At 67.5% G+C, this 23,576-nt stretch carries 19 protein-coding genes; 7 read left to right on the top strand and 12 right to left on the bottom strand.

The window, feature by feature from the left end:
* Nucleotides 1–242: 242 nt before the first annotated feature.
* Entirely contained in the window at nucleotides 243–1,331 is a 1,089-nt protein-coding gene (locus tag WS45_RS18195; protein WP_059536093.1) for an aldose epimerase family protein, read from the bottom strand.
* Between the two features lie 27 nt (nucleotides 1,332–1,358).
* The gene (locus tag WS45_RS18190; protein ID WP_059690490.1) at nucleotides 1,359–2,552 is read right to left on the bottom strand and encodes a XylR family transcriptional regulator; all 1,194 of its coding nucleotides are present in this window, start codon (nucleotides 2,550–2,552) and stop codon (nucleotides 1,359–1,361) included.
* A gap of 263 nt (nucleotides 2,553–2,815) precedes the next feature.
* On the opposite strand from WS45_RS18190, the gene xylA reads away from it, so the two are divergent.
* The 5 genes from xylA (at nucleotide 2,816) to WS45_RS18165 (ending at nucleotide 9,583) form a co-directional block, all read left to right on the top strand.
* Nucleotides 2,816–4,138, top strand: a complete 1,323-nt coding sequence (gene xylA, locus WS45_RS18185) for a xylose isomerase (protein WP_059690555.1) — start codon at nucleotides 2,816–2,818, stop codon at nucleotides 4,136–4,138.
* Nucleotides 4,139–4,142: 4 nt separating this feature from the next.
* Nucleotides 4,143–5,621, top strand: coding sequence for a xylulokinase (xylB, locus tag WS45_RS18180; protein WP_059690491.1), 1,479 nt, complete (start codon nucleotides 4,143–4,145; stop codon nucleotides 5,619–5,621).
* Between the two features lie 108 nt (nucleotides 5,622–5,729).
* Nucleotides 5,730–6,758 carry a D-xylose ABC transporter substrate-binding protein gene (gene xylF, locus WS45_RS18175; protein WP_059536104.1) on the top strand — a complete coding sequence of 343 codons (1,029 nt, stop codon included), beginning with the start codon at nucleotides 5,730–5,732 and terminating at the stop codon, nucleotides 6,756–6,758.
* 69 nt (nucleotides 6,759–6,827) lie between these two features.
* On the top strand, nucleotides 6,828–8,387 hold the full coding sequence (xylG, locus tag WS45_RS18170; RefSeq protein ID WP_059690492.1) for a D-xylose ABC transporter ATP-binding protein: 1,560 nt from the start codon (nucleotides 6,828–6,830) through the stop codon (nucleotides 8,385–8,387).
* The gene (locus WS45_RS18165; RefSeq protein WP_059536111.1) at nucleotides 8,384–9,583 is read left to right on the top strand and encodes a sugar ABC transporter permease; all 1,200 of its coding nucleotides are present in this window, start codon (nucleotides 8,384–8,386) and stop codon (nucleotides 9,581–9,583) included. Before xylG ends, WS45_RS18165 begins: the two co-directional genes overlap by 4 nt.
* Before the next feature lie 27 nt (nucleotides 9,584–9,610).
* Here the strand turns inward: WS45_RS18165 and WS45_RS18160 are convergent, their stop codons facing one another.
* Nucleotides 9,611–10,567 carry a mannuronate-specific alginate lyase gene (locus WS45_RS18160; protein WP_059700960.1) on the bottom strand — a complete coding sequence of 319 codons (957 nt, stop codon included), beginning with the start codon at nucleotides 10,565–10,567 and terminating at the stop codon, nucleotides 9,611–9,613.
* Between the two features lie 111 nt (nucleotides 10,568–10,678).
* Nucleotides 10,679–11,608 (bottom strand): LysR family transcriptional regulator, encoded by a 930-nt coding sequence (locus tag WS45_RS18155; protein WP_059700959.1) that lies wholly within the window; start codon nucleotides 11,606–11,608, stop codon nucleotides 10,679–10,681.
* A gap of 100 nt (nucleotides 11,609–11,708) precedes the next feature.
* Here WS45_RS18155 and WS45_RS18150 point away from each other — a divergent pair, with 100 nt between their 5' ends.
* Nucleotides 11,709–12,584 carry an aldo/keto reductase family oxidoreductase gene (locus WS45_RS18150; RefSeq protein ID WP_059700958.1) on the top strand — a complete coding sequence of 292 codons (876 nt, stop codon included), beginning with the start codon at nucleotides 11,709–11,711 and terminating at the stop codon, nucleotides 12,582–12,584.
* Between the two features lie 52 nt (nucleotides 12,585–12,636).
* Here WS45_RS18150 and WS45_RS18145 read toward each other — a convergent pair whose 3' ends face one another.
* From WS45_RS18145 to WS45_RS18130, 5 genes are all read right to left on the bottom strand, one after another.
* A complete protein-coding gene (locus WS45_RS18145) occupies nucleotides 12,637–13,035 on the bottom strand; it encodes a cupin domain-containing protein (RefSeq protein ID WP_059700957.1) in 399 nt (132 codons plus the stop codon).
* Nucleotides 13,036–13,181: 146 nt separating this feature from the next.
* Nucleotides 13,182–13,352, bottom strand: a complete 171-nt coding sequence (locus tag WS45_RS35680; RefSeq protein WP_162999306.1) for a hypothetical protein — start codon at nucleotides 13,350–13,352, stop codon at nucleotides 13,182–13,184.
* Between the two features lie 146 nt (nucleotides 13,353–13,498).
* The gene (locus tag WS45_RS18140) at nucleotides 13,499–14,692 is read right to left on the bottom strand and encodes a fumarylacetoacetate hydrolase family protein (RefSeq protein WP_059700956.1); all 1,194 of its coding nucleotides are present in this window, start codon (nucleotides 14,690–14,692) and stop codon (nucleotides 13,499–13,501) included.
* A gap of 35 nt (nucleotides 14,693–14,727) precedes the next feature.
* The gene (locus tag WS45_RS18135) at nucleotides 14,728–16,509 is read right to left on the bottom strand and encodes an IlvD/Edd family dehydratase (protein WP_059700955.1); all 1,782 of its coding nucleotides are present in this window, start codon (nucleotides 16,507–16,509) and stop codon (nucleotides 14,728–14,730) included.
* Nucleotides 16,510–16,751: 242 nt separating this feature from the next.
* Nucleotides 16,752–17,789 carry a LacI family DNA-binding transcriptional regulator gene (locus WS45_RS18130; protein WP_082721959.1) on the bottom strand — a complete coding sequence of 346 codons (1,038 nt, stop codon included), beginning with the start codon at nucleotides 17,787–17,789 and terminating at the stop codon, nucleotides 16,752–16,754.
* A gap of 294 nt (nucleotides 17,790–18,083) precedes the next feature.
* On the opposite strand from WS45_RS18130, the gene WS45_RS18125 reads away from it, so the two are divergent.
* A complete protein-coding gene (locus WS45_RS18125) occupies nucleotides 18,084–19,430 on the top strand; it encodes an MFS transporter (RefSeq protein ID WP_059700953.1) in 1,347 nt (448 codons plus the stop codon).
* A gap of 31 nt (nucleotides 19,431–19,461) precedes the next feature.
* Here the strand turns inward: WS45_RS18125 and WS45_RS18120 are convergent, their stop codons facing one another.
* The 3 genes from WS45_RS18120 to WS45_RS18110 all read right to left on the bottom strand — a co-directional run bounded on the left by WS45_RS18120 (nucleotide 19,462) and on the right by WS45_RS18110 (nucleotide 23,256).
* Nucleotides 19,462–20,319 (bottom strand): alpha/beta fold hydrolase, encoded by an 858-nt coding sequence (locus tag WS45_RS18120; RefSeq protein WP_059690502.1) that lies wholly within the window; start codon nucleotides 20,317–20,319, stop codon nucleotides 19,462–19,464.
* A 312-nt stretch (nucleotides 20,320–20,631) separates the two neighbouring features.
* Complete coding sequence (locus tag WS45_RS18115; protein WP_059700951.1) at nucleotides 20,632–20,925, bottom strand: hypothetical protein; 294 nt, start codon at nucleotides 20,923–20,925, stop codon at nucleotides 20,632–20,634.
* A gap of 225 nt (nucleotides 20,926–21,150) precedes the next feature.
* Entirely contained in the window at nucleotides 21,151–23,256 is a 2,106-nt protein-coding gene (locus WS45_RS18110) for a TonB-dependent siderophore receptor (protein WP_059700950.1), read from the bottom strand.
* Nucleotides 23,257–23,576 lie beyond the last annotated feature (320 nt).

Genomic DNA, 23,576 nt, shown 5'->3' with positions numbered 1-23,576 from the left:
ACCGGATCGGGATCGAAAGCGGGACGGCTGGCCATTCACGCAGAAACGCGAATGCGTGAACGGCCGGCCGATGCGCGACGTCGACGCGGCGCGCTCCGTGCGTCAACCCCGCGCCCCCCCGTTGATTCCCGCGACGAGCTCCGGCGCCCCGATCTGTGACGTCGGAAACCGCACCGGCCTGGCGGCCAACGCTGCGCGAGCGCAACCGCCGATGCCGACGCAAAGAACGCGTGCGTTGCCTGCTATCCGCGAATGCCGACCCGATACCGGGTCGTCTGGCGATAGGTCTGGCCCGGATGAAGGATGGTTTCATCGCGCAACGCGTCCATGTTGACCTGGTTCGGATAGAACCCGGCTTCGACGCACAGCGCCGCATGCCGCACGCACGGGATGCCGCCGCCCACGCGCACGCCATCCAGATAGTTACCCGTATAGAGCTGCAGCCCGCGCTGATCCGTCGACACGGTGAGCTCCCGACCGCTTTCCGGATCGTAGATCGACGCGACGGGCCGCACGCCGCGCGTAGGGTCGCGCAGCACGTAACAGTGATCGAAGCCGCGCCCGCGCGCGAGCTGCGCATGCGGCCAGTCGAGGCGGGCGCCGATCGGCGCGCTCTGCCGGAAATCGAACGCGGTGCCGGTCACGTCGGCCGTGCCGGTCGGGATCAGCGCGTCGTCGACTTCGACGAACGCGTCGGCGTCGACCTGCAGCAGGTGGCCGCGCACGTCGCTGCCCGCGCGTCCGCTGAGGTTGAAGTAGCTGTGATTCGTGAGGTTCAGCGGGGTCGGCGCATCGGTTCGTGCCGAATAGTCGATCGTCAGCGTGCCGTCGTCGTCGAGCACGTAGCGCACCTGCACGCTCACGTTGCCGGGGAATCCCGCATCGCCTTCCGGCGAATCGAGCCGCAGCGTCAGCTCGCCGCGGTCGTCGATCACGTCCCAGCGCGCGCGATGAAAGCCGCTTGCGCCGCCGTGCAGCAGATTGCCGTTCTCGTTGCGGTCGAGCGTGTAATCGATGCCGTCGAGCGTGAAGCGCGCGTCCGCGATCCGGTTGGCCCAGCGGCCGACCGTCGCGCCGAGGTACGCACCCGATTCGAGGTACTCGGCCGGCGTGTCGTGCGCCAGCACGATATCGGCGAAGCGCCCGGTGCGGTCGGGGGCGAGCCACGACACGACGGTCGCGCCGAGATCGCTGACGACGACGCGCATGCCGTGCGCGTTGCGCAGCGTGTAGCGCCGCACCGGGTCGCCGCCGGGCAGCGTGCCCCACGGTTCGGACGGAATGCGGCCGACGTCGGATGCCGGGCGGGGGGAGTCGGTGTCGATATGCATGTGTGGGTTCGCTCGTGAGCGGTGAATTCAGTGAGCCGATGCCGCGCGTTCCTGATACTCGCGCGGCGTGCAGCCGAGTTCGCGGCGGAACACCGCATACATGTATTGCAGCGACGTGAAGCCGCAGCGGATCGCGACTTCCGCGCTCGACGCATTGCGGCTCGCGAGCAGCGCCTGCGCGGCCTCGATCTTGTGACGCAGGATTTCCTGGTGCACGGTGCGCTGCAGTTCGCGCCGGAAGTGCTCTTCGAGCAGCGAGCGCGACACGCCGACATAGTCGGCGACCTGTTCGGTCTTGATCCCCTGGCACGCGTACTGCCGGATGAAATGCCGGGCGCGCATCACGTGCGGGCTCGCGAGCGGCTGGTGGCGCGTCGATTCGAGCACGTTGATGCCGACCGGGGGCACGAGGATGCGCTGCCCGGGAAACCTCGCGCCGCGCAGCATCCGGTGCAGCAGGTGCGCGGCGGTGCGGCCCATTTCCTCGGTGCCCTGGATCACCGACGACAGCGGAATGCGCGTCAGCGTGCGCGTGAGCGGATCGTTGTCGATGCCGATGATCGCGACCTGTTCCGGCACCGCGATGCCGGCGAGCAGGCACGCCTGCAGCAGATGCCGCGCGCGCGCATCCGTGACCGCGATCACGCCGACGGGCTTCGGCAGCGCATGCAGCCAGCCGATCAACTGCTCGATCGCGTGATTCCAGCCCGATGCGCTCGTGGACACGCCGCGGTAGATCGGCGCGTCGAGCCCGTCCGCGCGCGCGAGCCGGTCGAGCGCGAGCTCACGCTGCTGCGCCCAGCGGTTCTCCTGCGCGACCGGCAGGCTGTACATCGCGAAATGCGTGAGCCCCGCGCCGATCAGATGCGTATAGGCGAGCGACACGAGCTTCGGGTTGTCCGTCGCAATATATGGGACGCCGTCCGGGTACTGCGCTGGATCCTCATACGACGAGCCGACCGCGACGATCGGCAGCGGCGAGCCGGCGAGCGCGTCGGCGACGGCCGGATCGTCGAAGTCCGCGATGATGCCGTCGCCGTCGAAGCGTTCGATGCCGGCAAGCCGGCAGCGGAAGTCGTCTTCGAGGAACAGGTCCCACACGACGCGCGTCGTGTGCAGGTACTGGCCGATGCCGCTGATGATCTCGCGGTCGTAGACCTTGTTCGCGTTGAACAGCAGCGCGATGCGGTGCGGCGTCTGGGCGGAAGAGGCACGGGTCATGTCGGTCTCGGGGCGGGCGCCGCTCGGGCGTCTCGCCATTGTCTCCGGGGCGCGCGGGCGGTGCCGCGCGGTTCTCTGGTGTCCGGCGATTGTAGGACGGAACGCACGCCGCGCGCAGCGGCTGGCAAGAAACGTTAAGCGTGCTGCGCAATTTCGCAATTGCCGGCCGGCAGTCGCGCGGGCACGATCCAGCCAACCGGATTCGACCGCGTGCGTCGTCGCGACGCGCGTTGCGCTGCACCAAGACCCAGCACGGAGACACCATGTCGTATTTCGAACACATTCCCGCCATTCGCTACGAAGGTCCGCAGTCGGACAACCCGCTGGCTTACCACTATTACGACCCCGAGAAACGCGTGCTCGGCAAGACGCTCGCCGAGCATCTGCGGATCGCGGTCTGCTACTGGCATACGTTCGTATGGCCGGGGCACGACATCTTCGGGCAGGGCGCGTTCCGGCGGCCGTGGCAGCAGCCGGGCGACGCGCTCGAACGTGCGCGGATGAAGGCCGATGCCGCATTCGAGTTCTTCACGAAGCTCGGCACGCCTTTCTACACGTTCCACGACACCGACGTCGCGCCGGAAGGCGACAGCCTGCGCGAGTACGCGGCCAATTTCGCACGGATGGTCGACTATCTCGGCGAGCGCCAGCAGGCGAGCGGCGTGCGGCTGCTGTGGGGCACTGCGAACCTGTTCTCGCACCCGCGCTTCGCGGCGGGCGCCGCGACGAATCCGAACCCCGACGTGTTCGCGTGGGCCGCGACCCAGGTGCGCCACGCGCTCGACGCGACACACCGGCTCGGCGGCGAGAACTACGTGCTGTGGGGCGGCCGCGAAGGGTACGAGACGCTGCTCAATACCGACCTGAAGCGCGAGCGCGATCAGTTCGCGCGTTTCCTGTCGATGGTCGTCGAGCACAAGCACCGGATCGGCTTCAAGGGTGCGCTGCTGATCGAGCCGAAACCGCAGGAGCCGACCAAGCATCAGTACGACTACGACGTCGCGACCGTGCACGGCTTCCTCATGCAGTACGGACTGCAGAACGAGATTCGCGTGAACATCGAGGCGAACCACGCGACGCTCGCCGGCCACTCGTTCCATCACGAGATCGCGAATGCGTTCGCACTCGGCGTGTTCGGCAGCGTCGACGCGAACCGCGGCGATCCGCAGAACGGTTGGGATACCGACCAGTTCCCGAACAGCGTCGAGGAACTGACGCTCGCGTTCTACGAGATCCTGCGCCACGGCGGCTTCACGACCGGCGGGATGAACTTCGACGCGAAGGTGCGGCGCCAGAGCATCGATCCGGAAGACCTGTTCTACGGCCACGTCGGCGCGATCGACGTGCTCGCGCTCGCGCTCGAACGCGCGGCCGTGCTGGTCGAGAACGACCGGCTCGATGCGCTGCGCCGGCAGCGCTACGCGCAGTGGGACGACGCGTTCGGCCGCAAGATCCTGTCGGGCGGCTATACGCTGCAGTCGCTCGCGGACGACGCGCTCGCGCGCGGCGTGGACCCGCGGCATGTGAGCGGCGCGCAGGAGCGGCTCGAGAACATCGTGAACCAGGCGATCTACGGGCTGCGCTGACGCCATGTACATCGGACTCGATCTCGGCACGTCGGGCGTGAAGGCGGTGCTGCTCGACCGCGACGGTGTGGTGCGGGCGAGCGCGAGCCGCACGCTGACGGTGAGCCGGCCGCGGCCGCGCTGGTCCGAACAGGCGCCGCGCGACTGGTGGGACGCCGCGTGCGGCGCGCTGGCCGCGGTCGTCGATGAGGCGCGCGCGGCCGACATCGATCCGCGCGACATCGACGCGCTGGGACTGACCGGGCAGATGCACGGCGCGACGCTGCTCGATGCGCACCGCGACGTGCTGCGCCCCGCGATCCTGTGGAACGACGGCCGTGCGGACGCGGAGTGCGCGGAACTCGAGCGGCTCGTACCCGCGCTGCGCGCGGTGACGGGCAACGTCGCGATGCCGGGCTTCACCGCGCCGAAACTGCTGTGGGTGCGCCACCACGAGCCCGACGTGTTCGCGCGCATCGCACACGTGCTGCTGCCGAAGGATTACCTGCGCTACCGGCTGACCGGCGCGTTCGCGACCGATCCGTCGGATGCCGCCGGCACGCTCTGGCTCGACGTCGCGAAGCGCGACTACGACGATACGCTGCTCGCCGCGTGCGGGCTGTCGCGCGCGCAGATGCCGGCCGTGTTCGAGGGCAACCGCGTGACCGGCACGCTGCTGCCGGCCGTCGCGCGCGCGCTCGGGCTGCGCGAGATTCCGGTGGTGGCCGGCGGCGGCGACAACGCGGCCGGCGCGGTGGGCGTCGGGATCGTGCGGCCCGGCGACGCGTTGCTGTCGCTCGGCACGTCGGGTGTCTATTTCGCGGTGTCGGACGGGTTTCGCGCGAACCCCGAATCGGCGGTGCACAGCTTCTGCCACGCCCTGCCCGATACCTGGCATTTGATGTCGGTGATGCTGAACGCGGCCGGCTGCATCGACTTCACCGCGCAACTGGCCGGTTACGACGGCGTTGCCGCACTCCTCGCCGATGCCGAGGCGAACGCGCGCGCCAGCCGCCCGTGGTTCCTGCCTTACCTGAGCGGCGAGCGCACGCCGCACAACGACGTGAATGCGAAGGGCGTGTTTTACGGGCTCACGCCCGACACGCAGCGCGCGGATCTCGCGAACGCAACGCTCGAAGGCGTCGGCTTCGCGTTGCTCGACGGCATCGATGCGCTGCATGCGGCCGGACTGGCGCCCGAAGGCATCACGGTGATCGGCGGCGGCTCGCGCAGCGCGTACTGGACGCAGATGCTCGCCGACCTGAGCGGTCGCGCGCTGACGCTGCGCGCGGGCGGCGAGGTCGGCCCGGCACTCGGCGCCGCACGGCTCGCGCATCTCGCGCTCGAACCGGATGCGTCGCTCGACGACGTGTGTCCGCAGCCGCCGATCGTCGCGGTGCGCGAGCCCGATCCCGCGCGACACGCGTGGTATCGCGATGCGCGGCGGCCGACGTTTCGCGCGCTTTACCGCGCGCTCGAGCCGGTGTTTGCGACGGGCGCGTGACCGGCGCTTCGCCGGTGCGATCCCGTGCTTTGCAGTGACTCGATGCGGGCGGCGCATTCCCGCGGCCGCCCGGTGTTCGTGAGTTGTCCAATAACAAGGAGTGGAGACATGAAATCCGTGACGCGTCGTACCGTATTGAGTTCCCTTGCCGGCGCCGCAGCGCTGGCGCTCTTCGCGCTCGGCGCGCCGCTCGCGCATGCGAGCAAGGACAAGCCCGAGATCGGCTTCTGCATCGACGACCTGCGCGTCGAGCGCTGGTCGCGCGATCGCGACTATTTCGTCGCGGCCGCGACGAAGCTCGGCGCGAAGGTGTCGGTGCAGTCGGCCGATGCGAGCGAGGAGCGGCAGATTTCGCAGATCGAGAACCTGATCTCGCGCGGCGTCGACGTGATCGTGATCGTGCCGTTCAATTCGAAGACGCTCGGCAACGTCGTCGCCGAAGCGAGGAAGGCCGGCATCAAGGTCGTGTCGTACGACCGTCTGATCCTCGATGCGGACGTCGACGCGTACATCTCGTTCGACAACGAGAAGGTCGGCGAACTGCAGGCGAAGGGCGTGTTCGATGCAAAGCCGAAGGGCAACTATTTCCTGCTCGGCGGCGCGCCGACCGACAACAACGCGAAGATGCTGCGCGAGGGCCAGTTGAAGGTGCTGAAGCCGGCGATCGATCGCGGCGACATCAAGGTCGTCGGCCAGCAGTGGGTGCCCGAATGGAGCGCATCGACCGCACTGCGCATCGTCGAGGATGCGCTCACCGCGAACAACAACCGGATCGACGCGATCGTCGCGTCGAACGACGGTACCGCAGGCGGCGCGATCCAGGCGCTCGCCGCGCAACACCTGGCCGGCAAGGTGCCGGTGTCGGGGCAGGACGCGGACCTCGCGGCGGTCAAGCGCGTGATCGCCGGCACGCAGACGATGACCGTCTACAAGCCGCTGAAGCTGATCGCGAGCGAAGCCGCGAAGCTCGCGGTCGATCTCGCGAAGGGCACGAAGCCCGCGTTCAACGCGCAGTACGACAACGGGAAGAAGAAGGTCGACACGGTGCTGTTGCAGCCGACGCTGCTGACCAAGCGCAACGTCGACGTCGTCGTGAAGGACGGCTTCTATACCCAGGCCCAGCTCGCGAGCCAGTAACGGCGCGACGGGCAGGATGCATGCGGCCGGCCAGGTGCGGCCGCATGCTCACTGCGAGGCAATGAACGTATGACCGAACCCTTGCTGACGATGCGCGGCATCGTCAAGGCATTCGATGGCGTGAAGGCGCTCGACGGAATCGATCTGACCGTGCGGCCCGGCGAGTGCGTCGGGCTGTGCGGCGAGAACGGCGCCGGCAAGTCGACGTTGATGAAGGTGCTGTCGGGCGTTTACCCGCACGGCACGTGGGATGGCGAGATCCGCTGGGAAGGCGCGCCGCTCGTCGCGTCCGGCGTGCGCGATACCGAGCGCGCGGGCATCGTGATCATCCACCAGGAACTGATGCTCGTGCCCGAGCTGTCGGTCGCGGAGAACATCTTCCTCGGCAACGAGATCACGCTGCCCGGCGGGCGCATGCACTACGCGGAGATGGTGCGGCGTTCCGAGGCACTGTTGCGCGAGCTGCGGATCGACGCGATCAACGTCGCGCAGCCGGTGATGAACTACGGCGGCGGCCATCAGCAGCTGATCGAGATCGCGAAGGCGCTGAACAAGCGCGCGAAGCTGCTGATCCTCGACGAGCCGTCGTCGTCGCTGAGTGCGGCCGAGACGCGCATCCTGCTCGACATCGTGCGCGACCTGAAGCGCCGCGGCGTCGCATGCGTGTACATCTCGCACAAGCTCGACGAAGTCGACGCGGTGTGCGACACCGTGACCGTGATCCGCGACGGCCGCCACGTGGCGACCGAGCCGATGCGCGGGATGACGACCGACCGGATCATCGCGATGATGGTCGGCCGCGAGATCCGCAACCTGTATCCGCGCGAGCCGCACGAGATCGGCGACGTCGTGCTGGAAGCGCGCAACGTGACTTGTCACGACGTGGCGAACCCGCGCCGCAAGCGCGTCGACGACGTGTCGTTCAGCGTGCGGCGCGGCGAGATCCTCGGCGTCGCGGGGCTGGTCGGCGCCGGCCGCACCGAGCTGATGCAGGCGATCTTCGGCGCATATCCGGGCGCGAGCACGGCGAGCGTGCGGATGAACGGCCGGCCGCTCGCGATCCGTTCGCCGGCCGATGCGATCCGCGCGGGCATCGCGATGGTGCCCGAGGACCGCAAGCGTCACGGGATCGTGCCGCAGCTCGGCGTCGGCCACAACATCACGTTGTCGGTGCTGCGCCGTTTCGCCGCCCACGGGCGGATCGACGCGGCCGCCGAACTCGACGCGATCCGCACCGAGATGCAGCGGCTGTCGGTGCGTGCCGCGCATCCCTTTCTGCCGATCGCGAGCCTGTCCGGCGGCAACCAGCAGAAGGCGGTGCTCGCCAGGATGCTGCTGGCCGACCCGCAGGTGCTGATCCTCGACGAGCCGACCCGCGGTGTCGACGTGGGCGCCAAGGCCGAGATCTACCGGCTGATCTTCGCGCTCGCGCAACGCGGCGTCGCGCTGATCGTCGTGTCGTCGGAGTTGCCGGAAGTGCTCGGGCTTGCCGATCGCGTGCTCGTGATCGGAGAAGGCGAGCTGCGCGGCGATTTCGTCAATGACGGTCTCACGCAGGAACAGATACTCGGCGCCGCGCTGAAGCCCGCGCGGCAGCCGGCCGAACCCATTGCAGCGAGTGCCACATGAATAGCGAACTTTCCTCCTCTTCCGCCGTGCCGCCGGACGCCGACGCGCGCCGCACGCATCGCCATCCGCTTCGACAGATCTTCGTGCGCTACAAGGTGCTCGCGCTGCTGTTCGCGGTCGCGGCGATCTGGGTGTTTTTCTCGGTGCTGACCGACGGCGCGTTCGTCACGCCGCGCAACGTGTCGAACCTGCTGCGGCAGATGTCGATCACCGGGATGCTCGCATGCGGGATGGTGTTCGTGATCATCGCGGGCGAGATCGACCTGTCGGTCGGCTCGCTGCTCGGGCTGCTCGGCGGCATTGCGGCGATCCTCGACGTCAATCGCCACTGGCCTGTCGCCGCGACGGTGCCGGCCGTGCTCGCGCTCGGCGTGCTGGTCGGGTTGTTCAACGGCTGGTGGTCGACCTACCGGCGCGTGCCGTCGTTCATCGTCGGGCTGGGCGGGATGCTCGCGTTCCGCGGCATCCTGCTCGGCGTGACGGGCGGCTCGACGATCGCGCCGGTGTCCGACGGCTTCGTGTTCATCGGGCAGGGCTATCTGCCGCGCGCGGCCGGCGACGGCCTCGCGGTGCTGCTGTTCGCGCTCGTCGCGCTGCTGGTCATTCGGCAGCGCGGCACGCGGCACCGCTATCGGCTCGCGGTCGCGCCGCTGTGGCAGGACGTCGCGAAAGTGGTCGGCGCCGGCGCGGTGCTGTTCGCGTTCGTCGCGACGCTCGACCGCTACGGCGGCATCCCGGTGCCCGTGCTGCTGCTGCTCGCGCTGCTCGGCGCGTTCTCGTGGATCGCGACGCAGACCGTGTTCGGCCGGCGCATTTATGCGGTGGGTTCGAACCTGGAGGCGACGCGGCTGTCGGGCGTCGACACCGATCGTGTGAAGCTCGCGATCTTCGCGCTGATGGGGCTGATGTGCGCGTTCGCGGGCATCGTCAACACCGCGCGGCTCGCGGCCGGCTCGCCGTCGGCCGGCACGATGGGCGAGCTCGACGCGATCGCCGCATGCTTCATCGGCGGCACGTCGATGCGCGGCGGGTCGGGCACCGTCTATGGCGCGCTGATCGGCGCGCTCGTGATGGCGAGCCTCGACAACGGGATGTCGATGCTCGACGTCGACGCGTACTGGCAGATGATCGTCAAGGGCGCGGTGCTGGTGCTGGCGGTGTGGATCGACGTCGTGTCGCGTTCGAACCGGCGGTGAGGCGGTCTGCGTGGAGGCGCTTGCCGCTTACCGCAGCGGCGCGCCCCACGCCGCCGTCACGTTGCCGCCGAGCCGCCATTCGCTGAACGGGCGGCGCGGTGCAATGATCGCCGGCAGGCGGCGATCGCCGAAGCGCGCGTAGTACGGTTCGACCCAGCCGAGCTCGTCGCGCAGCGTCCACGGGAACAGGTCCTGGCGGATCGGCGTGATTTTCGCGAAGCTCGCGGGATCGTCCACCGCGTCGATCACGAGATTCGCGAGACGGCCGATCGCGTGATCGTTTTCCCGATAGAGATCGATATGGCGCCGTTGCACGAGTTCGGCCGCGAACACGAGCGGCAGCAACGCGAACGTGTGGTAGTGCAGCGCGCGGTTGCCGCGTTTCACTTCGCGCGCGAGCGCCCCGTCGGGGCCGATGTCGCGAATGCCCTCGCGCACGCTCAGCAGTCCGGAATCGACGAGGTTTGCGTTGTCCGTCACGCTGCCGATCGCGATCAGGTCGAGCCCGGCCCAGTACACGAGATTGTTGTGCAGATGGTTGATCGCCTCCGAATCGCGGGTGGCGATCGCGATCCGTTCGAGCCACGGACCGATTGCATCGAGCCGCGCGCGGTTCGCGTCGCGCACGTCGCGCGGCATGCGCAGGATCACCATCGCGAAGTCGGTGCCGGCCCACGAACGCTCGTAATAGCCCTGATAACCGGAGATCGGCCCCATCAGCGCGTCGGCTTGCGCCCAGCTTTCGAGCAGCGTCACCGCGCACGACCAGTCGCCGTTGTCGGCTGACGCATTGAGCCGCGCGATGAAATCGCGCATCGGCTTCACCGCGCGCGCATAGCCGGCCGCATCGTCGTAGTAGCCGGGGGGATCGATGCGCGTGACGGGGGCGGGCACGTCGCACGCACGCGCAGGCGGCACGGCGCACGACAGTGCGGCGGCGGCCAGCAGCATGGCGAACAGCGGGCGTTTCGTCGGATGGCGCATGCGAGCCTCGTCGATGACGGTGAAAGGGCACGCAGGCCGTGGCGGGCCGAGCGGCGAGCCGCGCCCGCTTACGCGAGGGACGTGCCGCACGCAGTCTAGCGTCGAGGTCTTTCATCCGCCTTTCTCGATGAACGCCTGTTGCTCGACATCCGCCTTGATGAAATCGACGAAGGCGCGTAGCGGAGCCGGCACGAAACGCCGCCCCGGATAGTACAGATACGGGCCGGAGAACGGCCGCCACCAGCCGTCGAGCACGGGCTCGAGCGCGCCGCTCGCGAGATGCGGACGAAGCCAGTCTTCGTAAAGATGCACGATGCCGAGCCCCGCACAGGCGGCGTCCACGACGAGATCGACGGCGCCGCCGATCTGCACGACGAGCGGCCCCGACGGCTCCACGCGGACCACTTCGCCGGCGCGCTCGTATTCCCACGCCGGCATCGCGCCGCTCGCGAACCGGCCGCGCAGGCATGCGTGATCGAGCAGTTCGCGCGGATGGGTCGGACGGCCGCGACGGTCGAGATAGGCGGGCGCCGCGGCGGTGGCGAAGCGTTGCGAACGCGGGCCGATGGGCACGGCGATCATGTCCTGTTCGAGGCGCTCGTCGTAACGGATGCCCGCGTCGCAGCCGGCCGCGAGGATATCGACGAAGCTTTCGTCCGCCACGATCTCGAGCCGGATCTCCGGATACGCGTCGAGAAAGCGCGGGACGATCGACGGCAGCACGAGCCGCGCCGCGCTCGTCGGTACGTTGAGCTTCAGCGTGCCGACCGGCCGCTCCCGAAACGTATTGACGACGTCGAGCGCCGCCTCCACCTCGCCCAGCGCCGGCGCGAGCCGCGCGAGCAGGCGCTCGCCGGCTTCGGTCGGCGCCACGCTGCGCGTCGTGCGGTGCAGCAGCCGCACGCCGAGTTGCGCTTCCAGCCGGCGCACCGCTTCGCTCAGGCCGGACGCGCTCGCACCGATCGTGCGCGCACCTTCACGAAAGCCTTTCGCGCGCGCCACCGCCACGAACGCGTTCAGATCGCCCAGATCGACTTGCATTGTTCGCCCTTTCGTACAGGTCGTGCGGATTATGACCGGTTATCGCGCAGCGCGTCGCGGCGTAACCTGCGGCTCATTCATTCGCCACAGGAGCACGATCATGTCCCCCGTCGTCCAGTCCGGCACGTTTTCCATCGCGGGCCGCCGCGTTCACCGCATCGGGTATGGCGCGATGCAGCTCGCCGGTCCCGGCGTGTTCGGCCCGCCCCGGGACCGCGATGCGGCGCTTGCCGTTCTCCGCGAGGCCGTTGCATCGGGCGTCGACCACATCGACACGAGCGACTTCTACGGCCCGCACGTGACGAACCGGCTGATTCGCGAAGCGTTGCATCCGTATCGCGACGATCTGCTCATCGTGACCAAGATCGGCGCGAGGCGCGGCGAAGGCGGCTCGTGGCTGCCGGCGTTCTCGGCCGAAGCGCTCGCCGCCGCCGTGCAGGACAACCTGCGCAACCTCGGTCTCGACGTGCTCGACGTGGTCAATCTGCGCATCATGTTCGACACGCACGGCCCGGCCGAGGGCTCGATCGAGGCGCCGCTGTCCGCGCTGGCCGAACTGCAGCGGCAAGGCTTCGTGCGGCACATCGGGCTGAGCAACGTCACGGCCGCGCAGGTCGCGGAAGGGCGCCGGATCTGCGACATCGTCTGCGTGCAGAACCACTACAACCTCGCGCATCGGGACGACGACGATCTCGTCGATGCGCTTGCCCGCGACGGCATCGCCTACGTACCGTACTTTCCGCTCGGCGGCTTCAATCCGTTGCAGTCGTCCGCGCTCGACACCGTCGCCGCGCGGCTCGGCGCGACGCCGATGCAGACCGCGCTCGCGTGGCTGCTGCGCCGCGCGCCGAACATCCTGCTGATTCCGGGAACGTCGTCGGTCGCGCATCTGCGCGAGAATCTTGCCGCCGGTTCGCTGGCGTTGCCGGAGGATGCCGTGCGCGAACTCGACGGCGTCGTGTCCGCTCGCGGTTGAACCCGGTGCGGCCGTCGCGCGGCGGATGGCCGAAGCGACGCCGCCACGGGACTCAGCGCGTTTGGCCCAACTGCTCGTCGATCGTCCGGGTCAGCGGCGACTGGACGTCGCCGGTGTGTTTCGTCTGCACGGGCTCGATCAGCACGACCCAGCATTCGTCGTCGGCGACCGGATTGTGCCGCGTGCCGCGCGGCACGACGTGCATCGAGCCGGCGGGCAAGTCGACGGCGCGGCCGCCTTCATACTCGATCCTGAGGCGGCCGCGCACGACGAAGAACAGCTCGTCTTCATGCGCATGGTCGTGCCACACGAACTGGCCGCGCACCTTGGCGACCTTCACGTACTGATCGTTGACCTGCGCGACGACCTTCGGCGACCAGTACTCCGATACATCGGCGAAGGCAGCCTCGAGGTCGAACGATTCGGCAAACGGAACGGCGGGTAGGGTCATCTCGGCTCCAGATTCGGCTGTACGAATACACGATCGAAACCGGCACGTCGCCGATCATCGATTCGTCGGGAAAGCCGATTATATTGACGCGGCCGCCGTGCTGCACGACGCCTGAACGCATGCGGCATCCGGCGCGCGTTCAGGGGCTATGTCCGGTCGCGATTGCGTGCGCGCGTCGCGCCCGTGATCACCGCGATGCCGAACAGAATGACGGCGACGATCTCGATGATGTGTTGCGACACGTGCAGCGTCATCAGGCCCCATGCCACGCCGGCGATGAAAATGATCCATCCGAGCAGGTAGATAAGCAGAGTCATCGCTTTTCTCCTTGTAATTGCGGGTCATGACGCCGGTTGCCTGCGTTGCAAAACCTGCCGTGCAACCGGCAAACCGGGATGCGCGCATATTTCGTTCCCGGTTCGGCTGCGTCGTGCCGGATGCGGGCGGCATGCGGTTTATCGGCTCAACGGCATGCCGCGGCATCGAGCAGGCCGCGTGCGGCCAGATTGGCGTACAGCGCGCGCACGCCGAAGGTCCACGGCGCGATCTCCGTGCAAAGCCGCACGACGTTGACGAGCGCGCCGAGCGCGGGCGTGGAGATGGTGACGCGGTCGCCCAGGTGATGCGTGAATCCGCCGCCAGGTGCGTCGCGGTCCTGGATCGGCGAGAACATCGTGCCCAGGAACAGCATGAAGCCGTCCGGATACTGGTGATGCGCGCCGCAGGTCTGCGCGACGAGATCGGCCGGGTCGCGGCTGATCTCGCGCATGTGGCTGATGCCGTCGAGGACGAAGTCGTCGTCCGCGCCGTCGACGCGCAGCGACACGCTGGCCTGCCGCACGCTGTCCAGCGTGAAGCCGCCGTCGAAGAGCCGCACGAACGGGCCGATCGCGCACGAACCGTTGTTGTCCTTGCATTTGCCGAGCAGCAGCGCGGAGCGGCCTTCGATGTCGCGCAAATTCACGTCGTTGCCGAGCGTGGCGCCGACCGGCCGGCCGTTGCTGGCGACCGCCAGCACGATCTCCGGCTCCGGATTGTTCCACACCGATCCGGGCAGCAGCCCCACGTCCGCGCCGAAGCCCACCGCGGACATGGGCTGCGACTTGGAGAACACCTCGGCATCCGGGCCGATGCCGACTTCCATGTATTGCGACCACGCGCCGCGGCGCTCGAGTTCCGCCTTCAGACGCATGGCGGCGTCCGAACCGGGGACGATCTTCGACAGATCGGTGCCGATGGTCGCGACGATGGTTTCGCGTACTTCCGTCGCCCTGGCAGGATCCCCGCCGGCCTGTTCTTCGATCACGCGTTCGATCAGGCTGACGGCAAAGGTCACGCCGCACGCCTTGATGGCCTGCACGTCGCACGGGGCGAGCAGGCGCAGCGTGCCGGACGCGCCGTCCAGTGCCGCCTGCAACAGCGGCTCGACGCGGCCGAGCGATTCGCCGGGGGCGGTGCGGGCGATGTCGACGGCGTCGGGGCGGTCGAACAGGTCCGCGGTGGTCGGCACGGTGCGCGTGATGTCGAACACGTCGCCGCCGCGCACGGCGACGACGCTCGGGCCCGCGTGGGCGCCGTCGTGCCGCCAGACGCGGCCGATCAGCAGGGCCTGCGCAAGGTCGTGCGGCAGGCAGTCGGAAACGGAAGGAGTACGCATGGTCGTCAGCTCGGCAAGAGTCGTGGGCGGGTGGATCAGTGCGAATGGCGCGGGTTGCCGCGCTGCTCGATGACCTTCAGATAGAGCGTGGCCGGTTCGAGGCAGCCGCCGGTGGACAACTGGCCCACGAACTGGCGATAGAGCGCCTGCCACGGCGTTTGCGCCTGCGGCACGGTGAAGCTTGCGGTCTCGCGGCGGCGCGCGAGTTCTTCTGCGTCGACGAGCAGGTCGACGCTGCGGCGATTCAGGTCCACGCGGATGCGATCGTTCGTGCGCAGCAGGGCCAGGCCGCCGCCGACGGCCGCTTCCGGCGACACGTTCAGGATCGACGGGCTGGCCGACGTGCCGCTTTGGCGTCCATCGCCGAGACATGGCAGCGACGTCACGCCACGCTTCACCAGATGGGCGGGCGGCGCCATGTTGACGACTTCCGAACTGCCCGGGTAGCCGACCGTGCCGCAGCCCCGGATCACCAGGATGCAGCGTTCGTCGATGTCGAGCCGAGGGTCGTTGATGCGGGCGTGGTAGTCCTCGGGGCCTTCGAAGACGATGGCGCGTGCCTCGAAGGTGTTCTCCGCGCCCGGCTCCGCAAGGTAGGTCTGCCGGAAGGCCTCGCCGACGACCGACATCTTCATGATCGCGCTGTCGAAGAAGTTGCCGGACAGCACCATGAAGCCGGCGCCATGCTTGAGCGGCGCGTCGGGCGTGCGGATGACGTCGCGGTCGGCCTCCTGCGCCGTGTCGGCGATCTCGCCGATCGCGCGGCCGGACACGGTCAGGCAGTCGCGCCGCAGCAGGCCGGCCGCATCGAGTTGACGCAGCACGGCGGGCACGCCGCCGGCGCGGTGGAAGCTCTCCCCGAGGTATTCGCCGGCCGGCATGCAGTTGACGAGCAGCGGCACGGATTCGCCGAAGCGCTGCCAGTCGTCCAGGCTCAGTGCCACGCCCATGTGGCGCGCGATGGCGATCAGGTGCGGCGGGCAGTTGGTCGATGCGCCGAGCGCGGAGGCGACGACGATGGCATTCTCGAAGGCCGCGCGCGTCATGATCTTCGACGGGCGCAGGTCTTCGCGGACGAGCTCGACGGCGCGCTTGCCCGTCGCGTATGCCATCTGGCCGCGCTCGCGGTAGGCGGCGGGAATGCTCGCGCACCCCGGCAGCGACATGCCGAGCGCCTCGGCCAGGCTGTTCATCGACAGCGCCGTGCCCATGGTGTTGCAGTGGCCGATCGACGGCGACGATGCCGTGGTCAGCTGCATGAAACCTTCGTAGTCGATATCGCCGGCAGCCAGCAGATTGCGGGCGTGCCAGATCACCGTGCCCGAGCCGACGCGCTTGCCCTCGTGCCAGCCGTCGAGCATCGGTCCGCCCGACAGCACGATGGCGGGCATGTCCACGGTGGCCGCGGCCATCAGGCAGGCGGGGGTGGTCTTGTCGCATCCGGTCGTCAGGACCACGCCATCCAGCGGAAAGCCATGCAGGACTTCCACCAGCCCGAGATACGCCAGGTTGCGATCGAGTGCCGCGGTGGGCCGGCGGCTTTGCTCGGCCAGCGGATGCACGGGAAATTCCATCGGGATGCCGCCCGCGTCGCGAATGCCCGCCTTGGTGCGTTCGGCCAGTTCGATGTGGTGGCGATTGCACGGCGCCAGGTCGCTGCCCGTCTGCGCGATGCCGATGATGGGACGGCCCGACTGCAATTCCTCACGCGTCAACCCGTAGTTCATGAATCGCTCGACGTAGAGCGCGGTCATGTCCGCGTGTGCGGGATCGTCGAACCACTCCTGGCTGCGCAGGCGGCGAGGGGTTTGCGGCATGGCGGGTTGTCTCCGAATAGGGCCGTGTCCGGTTTTTTGTGCCGGATAGTTACCGGTAACATTTCGGGGCATGTTAGCACGGGGTTTTTGCGTCGAGGAAGGGAATTTTGCGTGTGGGTGGGTGCAGGCGGTGAGGAACGTGCGGCGACGGAGGAGGGGGAGGTGCCTCCATGACGTCGCGCACGTTGCGCATCGGACGCCGCCGCTTCACATGAAGGACGACAGGTCCGGCAGTCGGCTCGTCAGGCGCTTTCCCGCGCGACGATCGTGTAGTCGACGCGGACGCGGTGCGGCTCGATCCGTTCGCCGCCGTCGCGCGCCTGCAGCGCCGCGAGCAGGGCCTCGCCCGTGCGCAGGCCGATGCCGTAGGCGTCGATCGACACCGTGGTGATGGTCGGGTGGCAGCATGTCGCCACTTCGAAGTTCCCGAAGCCGGCCACGGCCATGTCCGCGGGCACGGACAGTCCGCGTCGATGGCATTCCATGATTGCGCCGAACGCCGACATGTCGCTCACGCACATGACCGCGGTGGTGTCCGGCCACGTCTCCAGCAGTGCTGCCATGGCGGGCCCGCCGTGGCTCATGGTGATCGGCGATTCGCCCAACCGCACGACGCGCGGCTCGCCCAGCCCCAGCGCCTTGATCTCCGCCTGGTATCCCTTGAGCCGGTCCAGCCCACGGCGGTCCAGTGCGCTGGCGCCGCCGAGAAAGCCGATGCGCTCGTAGCCGCGCTCGGCCAGATGGCGCACCATCGCGCGTGCGGCGCACACGTTCGAGAAGCCCACCGCGGTATCGATCGGATGCGTGGGCAGGTCCCACATCTCGACCACGGGGATGCCCGAGCGCGTCAGCACCGTGCGCGTCGCATCGGTGTGCTGCGCACCCGTCAGTGCGATGCAGCGCGGCTGGTGACGCAGCATGGAGCGTACCAGCCGTTCTTCCCGCGCCAGGTCGTAGTCGGTGTCGCCGAGCAGCAGTTGCAGGCCATGCGGCTCGAGTGCGTCGGTCAGGCCGCGCACGGTGTCGGAGAAGTTGGAACTCGACAGCGACGGCACCAGCACCGCGACAAATTCCGACCGCCCGGACGACAGCGCACCGGCGGCGGCGTCGGCCACGTAACCGAGCTCGTCGATGGCCCTGCAGACCCGTTCGCGCGTCTCGGCGGCCACGCTGTGGCCGGCCAGCACGCGCGAGACGGTCATCTTCGATACGCCGGCCAGGCGCGCTACATCGGACATGCGGGGCGGTCCGGCAGGCCGGACGGCGGTGGGGCTGGGCATGGGAATCGCGATCGGGAGAAACCTGGAAAGGCTACATGATACCGGTGCCGTGCGGGCCGCCGCCGCGCGCCGGTGATTCGCGCGGCACTAGGGAAACCACTTGTCGATCGGGACTTGAGCACGCTCGTCGCGGCATGCTACCTTCGAAGCTGTTACCGGTATCAGATCGCCGGTTGCGCCCGTCGCCAGATCGGCGCTTTTTTTGGGCGCGAATGTTATCGGTAACATAGGCGCGTCAGTTCCTCAGCGAATCCGCCGGCACGAAGAAGTCCTACACAATCAGGAGACAAACCGATGCCATCCCTCACGCAGACCGCCGCCGCACCGGCCGCGGTCGGCTCGTCCGAAGACGCTCTCTACCGCAAGGTCATGCGGCGCATCCTGCCGTTGCTGCTGCTCTGCTACGTCGTGGCCTACCTGGACCGCGTCAACGTAGGCTTCGCCAAGCTGCAGATGCTCGATGACCTGAGCCTGAGCGACAGCGTCTACGCGCTCGGCGCCAGCGTTTTCTTCTGGGGCTATTTCCTGTTCGAGATGCCGAGCAATTTGCTGCTGCACCGCTACGGCGCACGCTTCTGGATCGCGCGGATCATGATCACATGGGGCATCGTGTCGTCGTCGATGGCCTTCATCGTGCCGCTCGCGCAGTTCTTTCACGTGCAGACGTCCACCATGTTCTATACGCTGCGCTTCCTGCTCGGTCTGTGCGAAGCCGGCTTTTTCCCGGGCGTCATCCTGTACATGAATTACTGGTTTCCCGCGCGTCGCCAAAGCGTGGCCATGTCGGGCTTCCTGGTGGCGATCCCGCTGAGCCTGACGCTGGGCAGTGTCATTTCCGGCTGGCTGATGGAGCAGACGCACGGCTTGTCAGGCATGAGCGGCTGGCAATGGATGCTGCTGCTCGAAGGCCTGCCGTCGATCGTGGTGGCGTTCATCGTGCTGGCCTGCCTCGGCGATGGCCCGCAGTCGGCGAAGTGGCTGTCTGCCGAGGAAAAGGCGGTGCTGTCGCGCAACCTCGAATCCGAGGCCGCGCACAAGTCGCATGGCGTGGGTGCCGCGTTGCGCAGCCCGCGCGTCTGGCTGCTGACCTTCATCCTGCTCACCTTCAATACCGGCTTCTACGGGCTGGCCTTCTGGCTGCCGTCGATCATTCGCGCGTCGGGCGTGCGCAGCCCGATGCATATCGGTCTGCTGACCGCCGTTCCGTATCTGACGGCCATCTTTGCGATGGTGTGGAACGCGGCGCACTCGCGCAAGACCGGCGAACGCCGGCTGCACGCCGCGATTCCCGCGCTGATCGGCGGCGTCGGCCTGATCATGAGCGCGGCTTGCGCACAGAACGTGGTGCTGTCGATCCTGTTCCTGACCATCGCCACGTGCGGCATCCTGGCGCTGATGCCGATCTACTGGACCTTTCCGGGGCAGATACTGTCCGGCACGGCCGCGGCCGCGGGCATTGCACTGATCAACTCGGTGGGCAATCTGTCCGGCTTCACGGGTTCGATGATCACGGGCATCGCAAAGGAAATGACCGGCAACATCAACAACGGAACCTACGCGCTGGGCGCCTGCCTGCTGGTCAGTTGCGTGCTGATCATGTCGATTCCGCGCGGCGTGCTGTTTCCTCCGGCCGCGAAGTAGGTTCGTGGCTGTCAGTCGTGTCACGCGAAAATCAAGCGCGCGCGTCGAGCCAGTTCCGAACGAGTCGCGCAACCTGCTTCCGGCGCTCGATCATCACCATATGCCCTTCGCCGGGCAGCGCATGATGGGTCACCGACGGCACCCACGCGGAAGTTTCGCGCGCCGCCTCGGCGAAAATCGGGTCGTCTGCGCCACCGACGATCAACGTATCTGCGCGGATCCGACGCGGCCACGGCGAATCGTCACGTGCGTCGTCACGCAATGCGCGCAGGGTGCGGACAATGACGTGCCGCTCGTTGACCGACGACGCGACGTGGCGGCGTCGGCTGAGCAACGCTGCGCGCAAGAGCATGTTGCGCCAGCTTGCGCGAAAGCACCCGGACATCGTTTCGAGCAGTCGGACGAAATCGGAGCGGGTCGTATGAACGATTTGCTGCTCGATGAGCCGGCAACCGTCCGGGGCAAGGCGATGCGCGCTCGAAACCAGTCCGAGTCGCGAGACGCGTTCGGGGTGGGCTGCCGCGAGGCGCGCCGCTACGACGCCGCCGAATGAGATGCCGATGAGCGTCGTGCACCGCCAATGCGCGGCGATGCCACGTGCGATCTGCTCGACGATGTCGGCGATTCGGTATTGCATGCCGGGCTTGTCAGGATAGCCAAGCAATACGAATGGTGTGTCGGGCGGCAAGATACCGGCAACGCGGAGCAGGTCGCGCCGCAGCCGACGCGAGGTCGTCTTCGAGACGAATGCTTGTCCGCCGTTCAGTACGATGACCGCTGGTGGTTCGCTGCCCACCTGTGCGGCCAGGATACCGCCGTCCAACTGCAGCGTTCGAACGGGACGAGCACCGAGCCGGGGCAGGTTCAATTCGTCCGGTGTGAGGTTCATGCGTCATCTCCTGATGAAAAGGTGCCGGCGTGAACCCTGACGTCCACGTGAAGGTCAAGGGCCGGACTCATCGTTGTTGTCGTATCCGACGGCGGCTTCCAGACGTTGAAGCCATGTGAGTACGTCGGGGAGCGCATCGGCAGTCAAATTCGTGCAAAGGGTGACGTAGTCAGCGACCGGCCTCGCAGTATTCGGCATCCGGCATCGACGACCACGAGAAGCCCCTTGCCACCCTGAAACAGCAAACGCCCGATGCGGTGAATCGCTTCTGGCGACTGTCAGGCTATTCCAGGTTGGGCAACGGACTATTGGTCAAAGACCACGCTTCAAGCGCCCGGCATAATCGCTGGCTGCTTCATCCAGCGAATGGCTGGTGTTCGCTGTCGCGATCAGTTCCTCCACGAACCACGGAAGGATGAGCGTCGTTTCCTCGCTCGACAAACCGACTTTCACGCGCTGCGAAATGGAATCCGGTCGAGGTGGCGTCACTGGCAGGGCGCCATTGGATCGTGGTGATGTGTCAGCAGCAATGGCGTGCGCGTGCGAAAGCTGTGCGCATATCAAAAGCGCAAATGCCATGGATGCATGTCGGATGGGTTTCTTCATTTTTCACCATTCGTTGCGAAAATATGAATCGGAAAAGCAGGGCGACAATGCTAACGAATGAGTCGCGCGAAAAGTGTGGGAAATTTGTCAATATCTGTGCGAAAAGCGCATGCCAACGGGCCGCGTGGGCACGTGCGCTCAGACGGTATCGACTGAGAATGAAGACCTTCGAAGCAGAATGGTGGTTGGCCGCCAACGGGACGGCCAACGGGCGACCGAATCAGGCTAGAACGCGTAGGAGAGCGATGCAAACAGGCTGCGCGGCGCGCCCGGTGTGACCCACAGGCTGTTGTAGGAACTGACGTAAGTAGTGCGATTGAACAAATTGTTCAGCACGACCGACGCACGCAGGTGCTTGTTGACCTGCACATAGCCGTTGAGCTGCACGGTCGCATAGGCCGGCAGTTCGAAACCGTCCTGCGTGTTCGCGGTATTGCCGGCCCGGCGCCCGACGTAGATCACGCCCGCGCCGGCGCCGGCCTTGTCCGCGAACGGGACGGTGGTTTCGTACATGAGCAGCGCGCTGCCGCTCAGACGCGGAATGTCGACGAGGCGCGCGCCGGGTGTCAGCACGGCATCGCGCGTGACCTGTGCGTCGACGTACGCAAGATTGACGAGGCCGCGCACGCCGTGGCCCAGGTCGCCGTTCCATTCGAATTCGACGCCGCGGCTGCGCACTTCGCCGGCCGCGCGCGAGAAGCCTGGATTGGCCGGGTCGGCGGTCAGCACGTTGCGCTTGTTGACGTGGAATGCCGCGACGGTCGCGAGCCAGCGTGCGCCGGCCCATTTCGCGCCGACCTCATAGCCATGCCCCTTCTCCGGATCGAACGCGCGGCCATCGACGTCGGCGCCGTTGTTCGGCCGGAACGAATACGCGGTGTTCGCATACACGGAAAACGCGGGGCTCATTTCATACACGATACCGATGCGCGGACTCAATGCAGTCTGCAACTGGCTGCTCGTCGTGCCCTTCAGTCGATTCTCGACCGACTGGTGAAAGCGATCCCAGCGCAGTCCCGCGAGGATTTTCCAGTGCGGCCCGAACGCGAGCGTGTCCTGCGCGTAGAGGCCCTGGCCGTCGTCGCGCTCGAGCAGATTGGTCGCGGTGCGCGGTACGGGGGCCGGCTGACCGTAGACGGGATCGAAGATGTCGATCGCATACGGCGCGGCGGCAGTGGGCGTCGAGCGCGCGACGAACTGGTCGTAGTTGAAGCGGTACGCATCGACGCCCAGCACGAGCGTGTGGCCGATGCCGCCGGTGCGGAACGCGCCGGTCGTCTCGACGCGGCCTTGCAGATCGTTCGAATGAAACGCGACTTGCCGGTAGCGGCGCCACAGCGTGCGGCCGTCGGGCTGCAGCGCGAACGCCTCGGACGATCGTCCGGACAGGTCGGTGGTGCGCTGCGCGAAACCGGTGTTGATCGACCAGCCGGCATCGATGCGATGCTCGAGCGTGAACTGGTGGCCCGTGTTGCGCACGTCGTAGTCGCCGTCGCGGGGCTCGCCGAGAAAGCGCGAAACCGGAATCGCGCCGAGCTGCCCGCCCACCGCGACCACGCCGCGATCGAGCGGCGCGCGCTGGCGTGCGCTCTCGAATTCGTAATGGAGCGTCGTGTCCGCGCCGATGTCCCACGTGAACGATGGCGCGAACAGGTAGCGTTTGCTCGACACCGTATCGCGGAAGCTGCCGTTGTTCTCGTTCATCGCGACGAAGCGGTACGCGAGCGACTTCGTGACGGGCCCGGTTGAATCGAAGGTCTCGCGCAATGCGCCGTAGCTGCCGGCCGACACACTGACGGTGTTCGAGCGCGCGAACTGCGGCTGCCTGGTCGTATAGCTGATGAGCCCGCCCGGATCGCCGCGGCCGTATAGCGCCGACGCGGGCCCCTTGAGCACTTCCATGCGCTCGAGGTTGACCGTGTCGCGCGGGACGCTGATTCCGCGGTTCCACGAGAAGCCGTTGACGAGGTAGTCGGTACCGGACGTGTTGCCGTCGCCGGCGAAGCCGCGCACCGCGTAGTTGTCCCACAGGCCGCCGAAGTTGTTCTGCCGCGAGACACCCGCGACCCAATCGTACAGGTCCTCGCCGCGTGTCGCGGCGACGGTTTGCACGAGTTTCGCATCGACGCTGCTGACCGCGAACGGAATCTCCATCACGTCTGCCTCGCTGCGCGTCGCGCTCGTCGATTCGCGCGTGCGAAACGGCGCGCTCGCGCGCTGCCCCGAGACCTCGATGGTGGGCAGCGTTGCTTCCTGCGCGTCGGCGGTGCTCAGGCCGGCCGCGCCGACGACGATGGCCATCGGTGCGGCCGCCCAGTTCTTCCTGCTCATTCCCATCCCTTGATATGGATTGCATTCGGGCACGGTGGAGGGGCCTTGCGCCGACGGCTATGTTCCAAACAGTACATTCGCGCCGAAATTTAATGCAAATGAGAGGCATTTGCAATCTCAATTTCATGCGCTCGGAGATGATGCGATGCGGGCTGCAAGCGGCGCGTCACGCGGGACGCGTCGTGGAAGGTGGGGTGTGTGCAGGCGCCGGCGTCCGGTCGTGGCGCGGCGGCCGTCGAACGACTCGACGACGAAACGGGCGAGACCGGCGGGCGCCGCCAGCAGGGGGCGCCGTGGCAAGGATCGACGGGCCGAGGCGG

This window comes from Burkholderia sp. RF2-non_BP3 (assembly GCF_001522185.1).
GTDB lineage: Bacteria > Pseudomonadota > Gammaproteobacteria > Burkholderiales > Burkholderiaceae > Burkholderia > Burkholderia diffusa.
This window is presented reverse-complemented; position numbering and strand designations above follow the sequence as displayed.

What these genes read in the sequence shown, in the direction of transcription:
- WS45_RS18195 (WP_059536093.1), bottom strand. Translation starts at nt 1,331, where the DNA reads ATGCATATCGACACCGACTCCCCCCGCCCGGCATCCGACGTCGGCCGC.
- WS45_RS18190 (WP_059690490.1), bottom strand. Translation starts at nt 2,552, where the DNA reads ATGACCCGTGCCTCTTCCGCCCAGACGCCGCACCGCATCGCGCTGCTG.
- xylA (WP_059690555.1), top strand. Translation starts at nt 2,816, where the DNA reads ATGTCGTATTTCGAACACATTCCCGCCATTCGCTACGAAGGTCCGCAG.
- xylB (WP_059690491.1), top strand. Translation starts at nt 4,143, where the DNA reads ATGTACATCGGACTCGATCTCGGCACGTCGGGCGTGAAGGCGGTGCTG.
- xylF (WP_059536104.1), top strand. Translation starts at nt 5,730, where the DNA reads ATGAAATCCGTGACGCGTCGTACCGTATTGAGTTCCCTTGCCGGCGCC.
- xylG (WP_059690492.1), top strand. Translation starts at nt 6,828, where the DNA reads ATGACCGAACCCTTGCTGACGATGCGCGGCATCGTCAAGGCATTCGAT.
- WS45_RS18165 (WP_059536111.1), top strand. Translation starts at nt 8,384, where the DNA reads ATGAATAGCGAACTTTCCTCCTCTTCCGCCGTGCCGCCGGACGCCGAC.
- WS45_RS18160 (WP_059700960.1), bottom strand. Translation starts at nt 10,567, where the DNA reads ATGCGCCATCCGACGAAACGCCCGCTGTTCGCCATGCTGCTGGCCGCC.
- WS45_RS18155 (WP_059700959.1), bottom strand. Translation starts at nt 11,608, where the DNA reads ATGCAAGTCGATCTGGGCGATCTGAACGCGTTCGTGGCGGTGGCGCGC.
- WS45_RS18150 (WP_059700958.1), top strand. Translation starts at nt 11,709, where the DNA reads ATGTCCCCCGTCGTCCAGTCCGGCACGTTTTCCATCGCGGGCCGCCGC.
- WS45_RS18145 (WP_059700957.1), bottom strand. Translation starts at nt 13,035, where the DNA reads ATGACCCTACCCGCCGTTCCGTTTGCCGAATCGTTCGACCTCGAGGCT.
- WS45_RS35680 (WP_162999306.1), bottom strand. Translation starts at nt 13,352, where the DNA reads ATGACTCTGCTTATCTACCTGCTCGGATGGATCATTTTCATCGCCGGC.
- WS45_RS18140 (WP_059700956.1), bottom strand. Translation starts at nt 14,692, where the DNA reads ATGCGTACTCCTTCCGTTTCCGACTGCCTGCCGCACGACCTTGCGCAG.
- WS45_RS18135 (WP_059700955.1), bottom strand. Translation starts at nt 16,509, where the DNA reads ATGCCGCAAACCCCTCGCCGCCTGCGCAGCCAGGAGTGGTTCGACGAT.
- WS45_RS18130 (WP_082721959.1), bottom strand. Translation starts at nt 17,789, where the DNA reads ATGCCCAGCCCCACCGCCGTCCGGCCTGCCGGACCGCCCCGCATGTCC.
- WS45_RS18125 (WP_059700953.1), top strand. Translation starts at nt 18,084, where the DNA reads ATGCCATCCCTCACGCAGACCGCCGCCGCACCGGCCGCGGTCGGCTCG.
- WS45_RS18120 (WP_059690502.1), bottom strand. Translation starts at nt 20,319, where the DNA reads ATGAACCTCACACCGGACGAATTGAACCTGCCCCGGCTCGGTGCTCGT.
- WS45_RS18115 (WP_059700951.1), bottom strand. Translation starts at nt 20,925, where the DNA reads ATGAAGAAACCCATCCGACATGCATCCATGGCATTTGCGCTTTTGATA.
- WS45_RS18110 (WP_059700950.1), bottom strand. Translation starts at nt 23,256, where the DNA reads ATGAGCAGGAAGAACTGGGCGGCCGCACCGATGGCCATCGTCGTCGGC.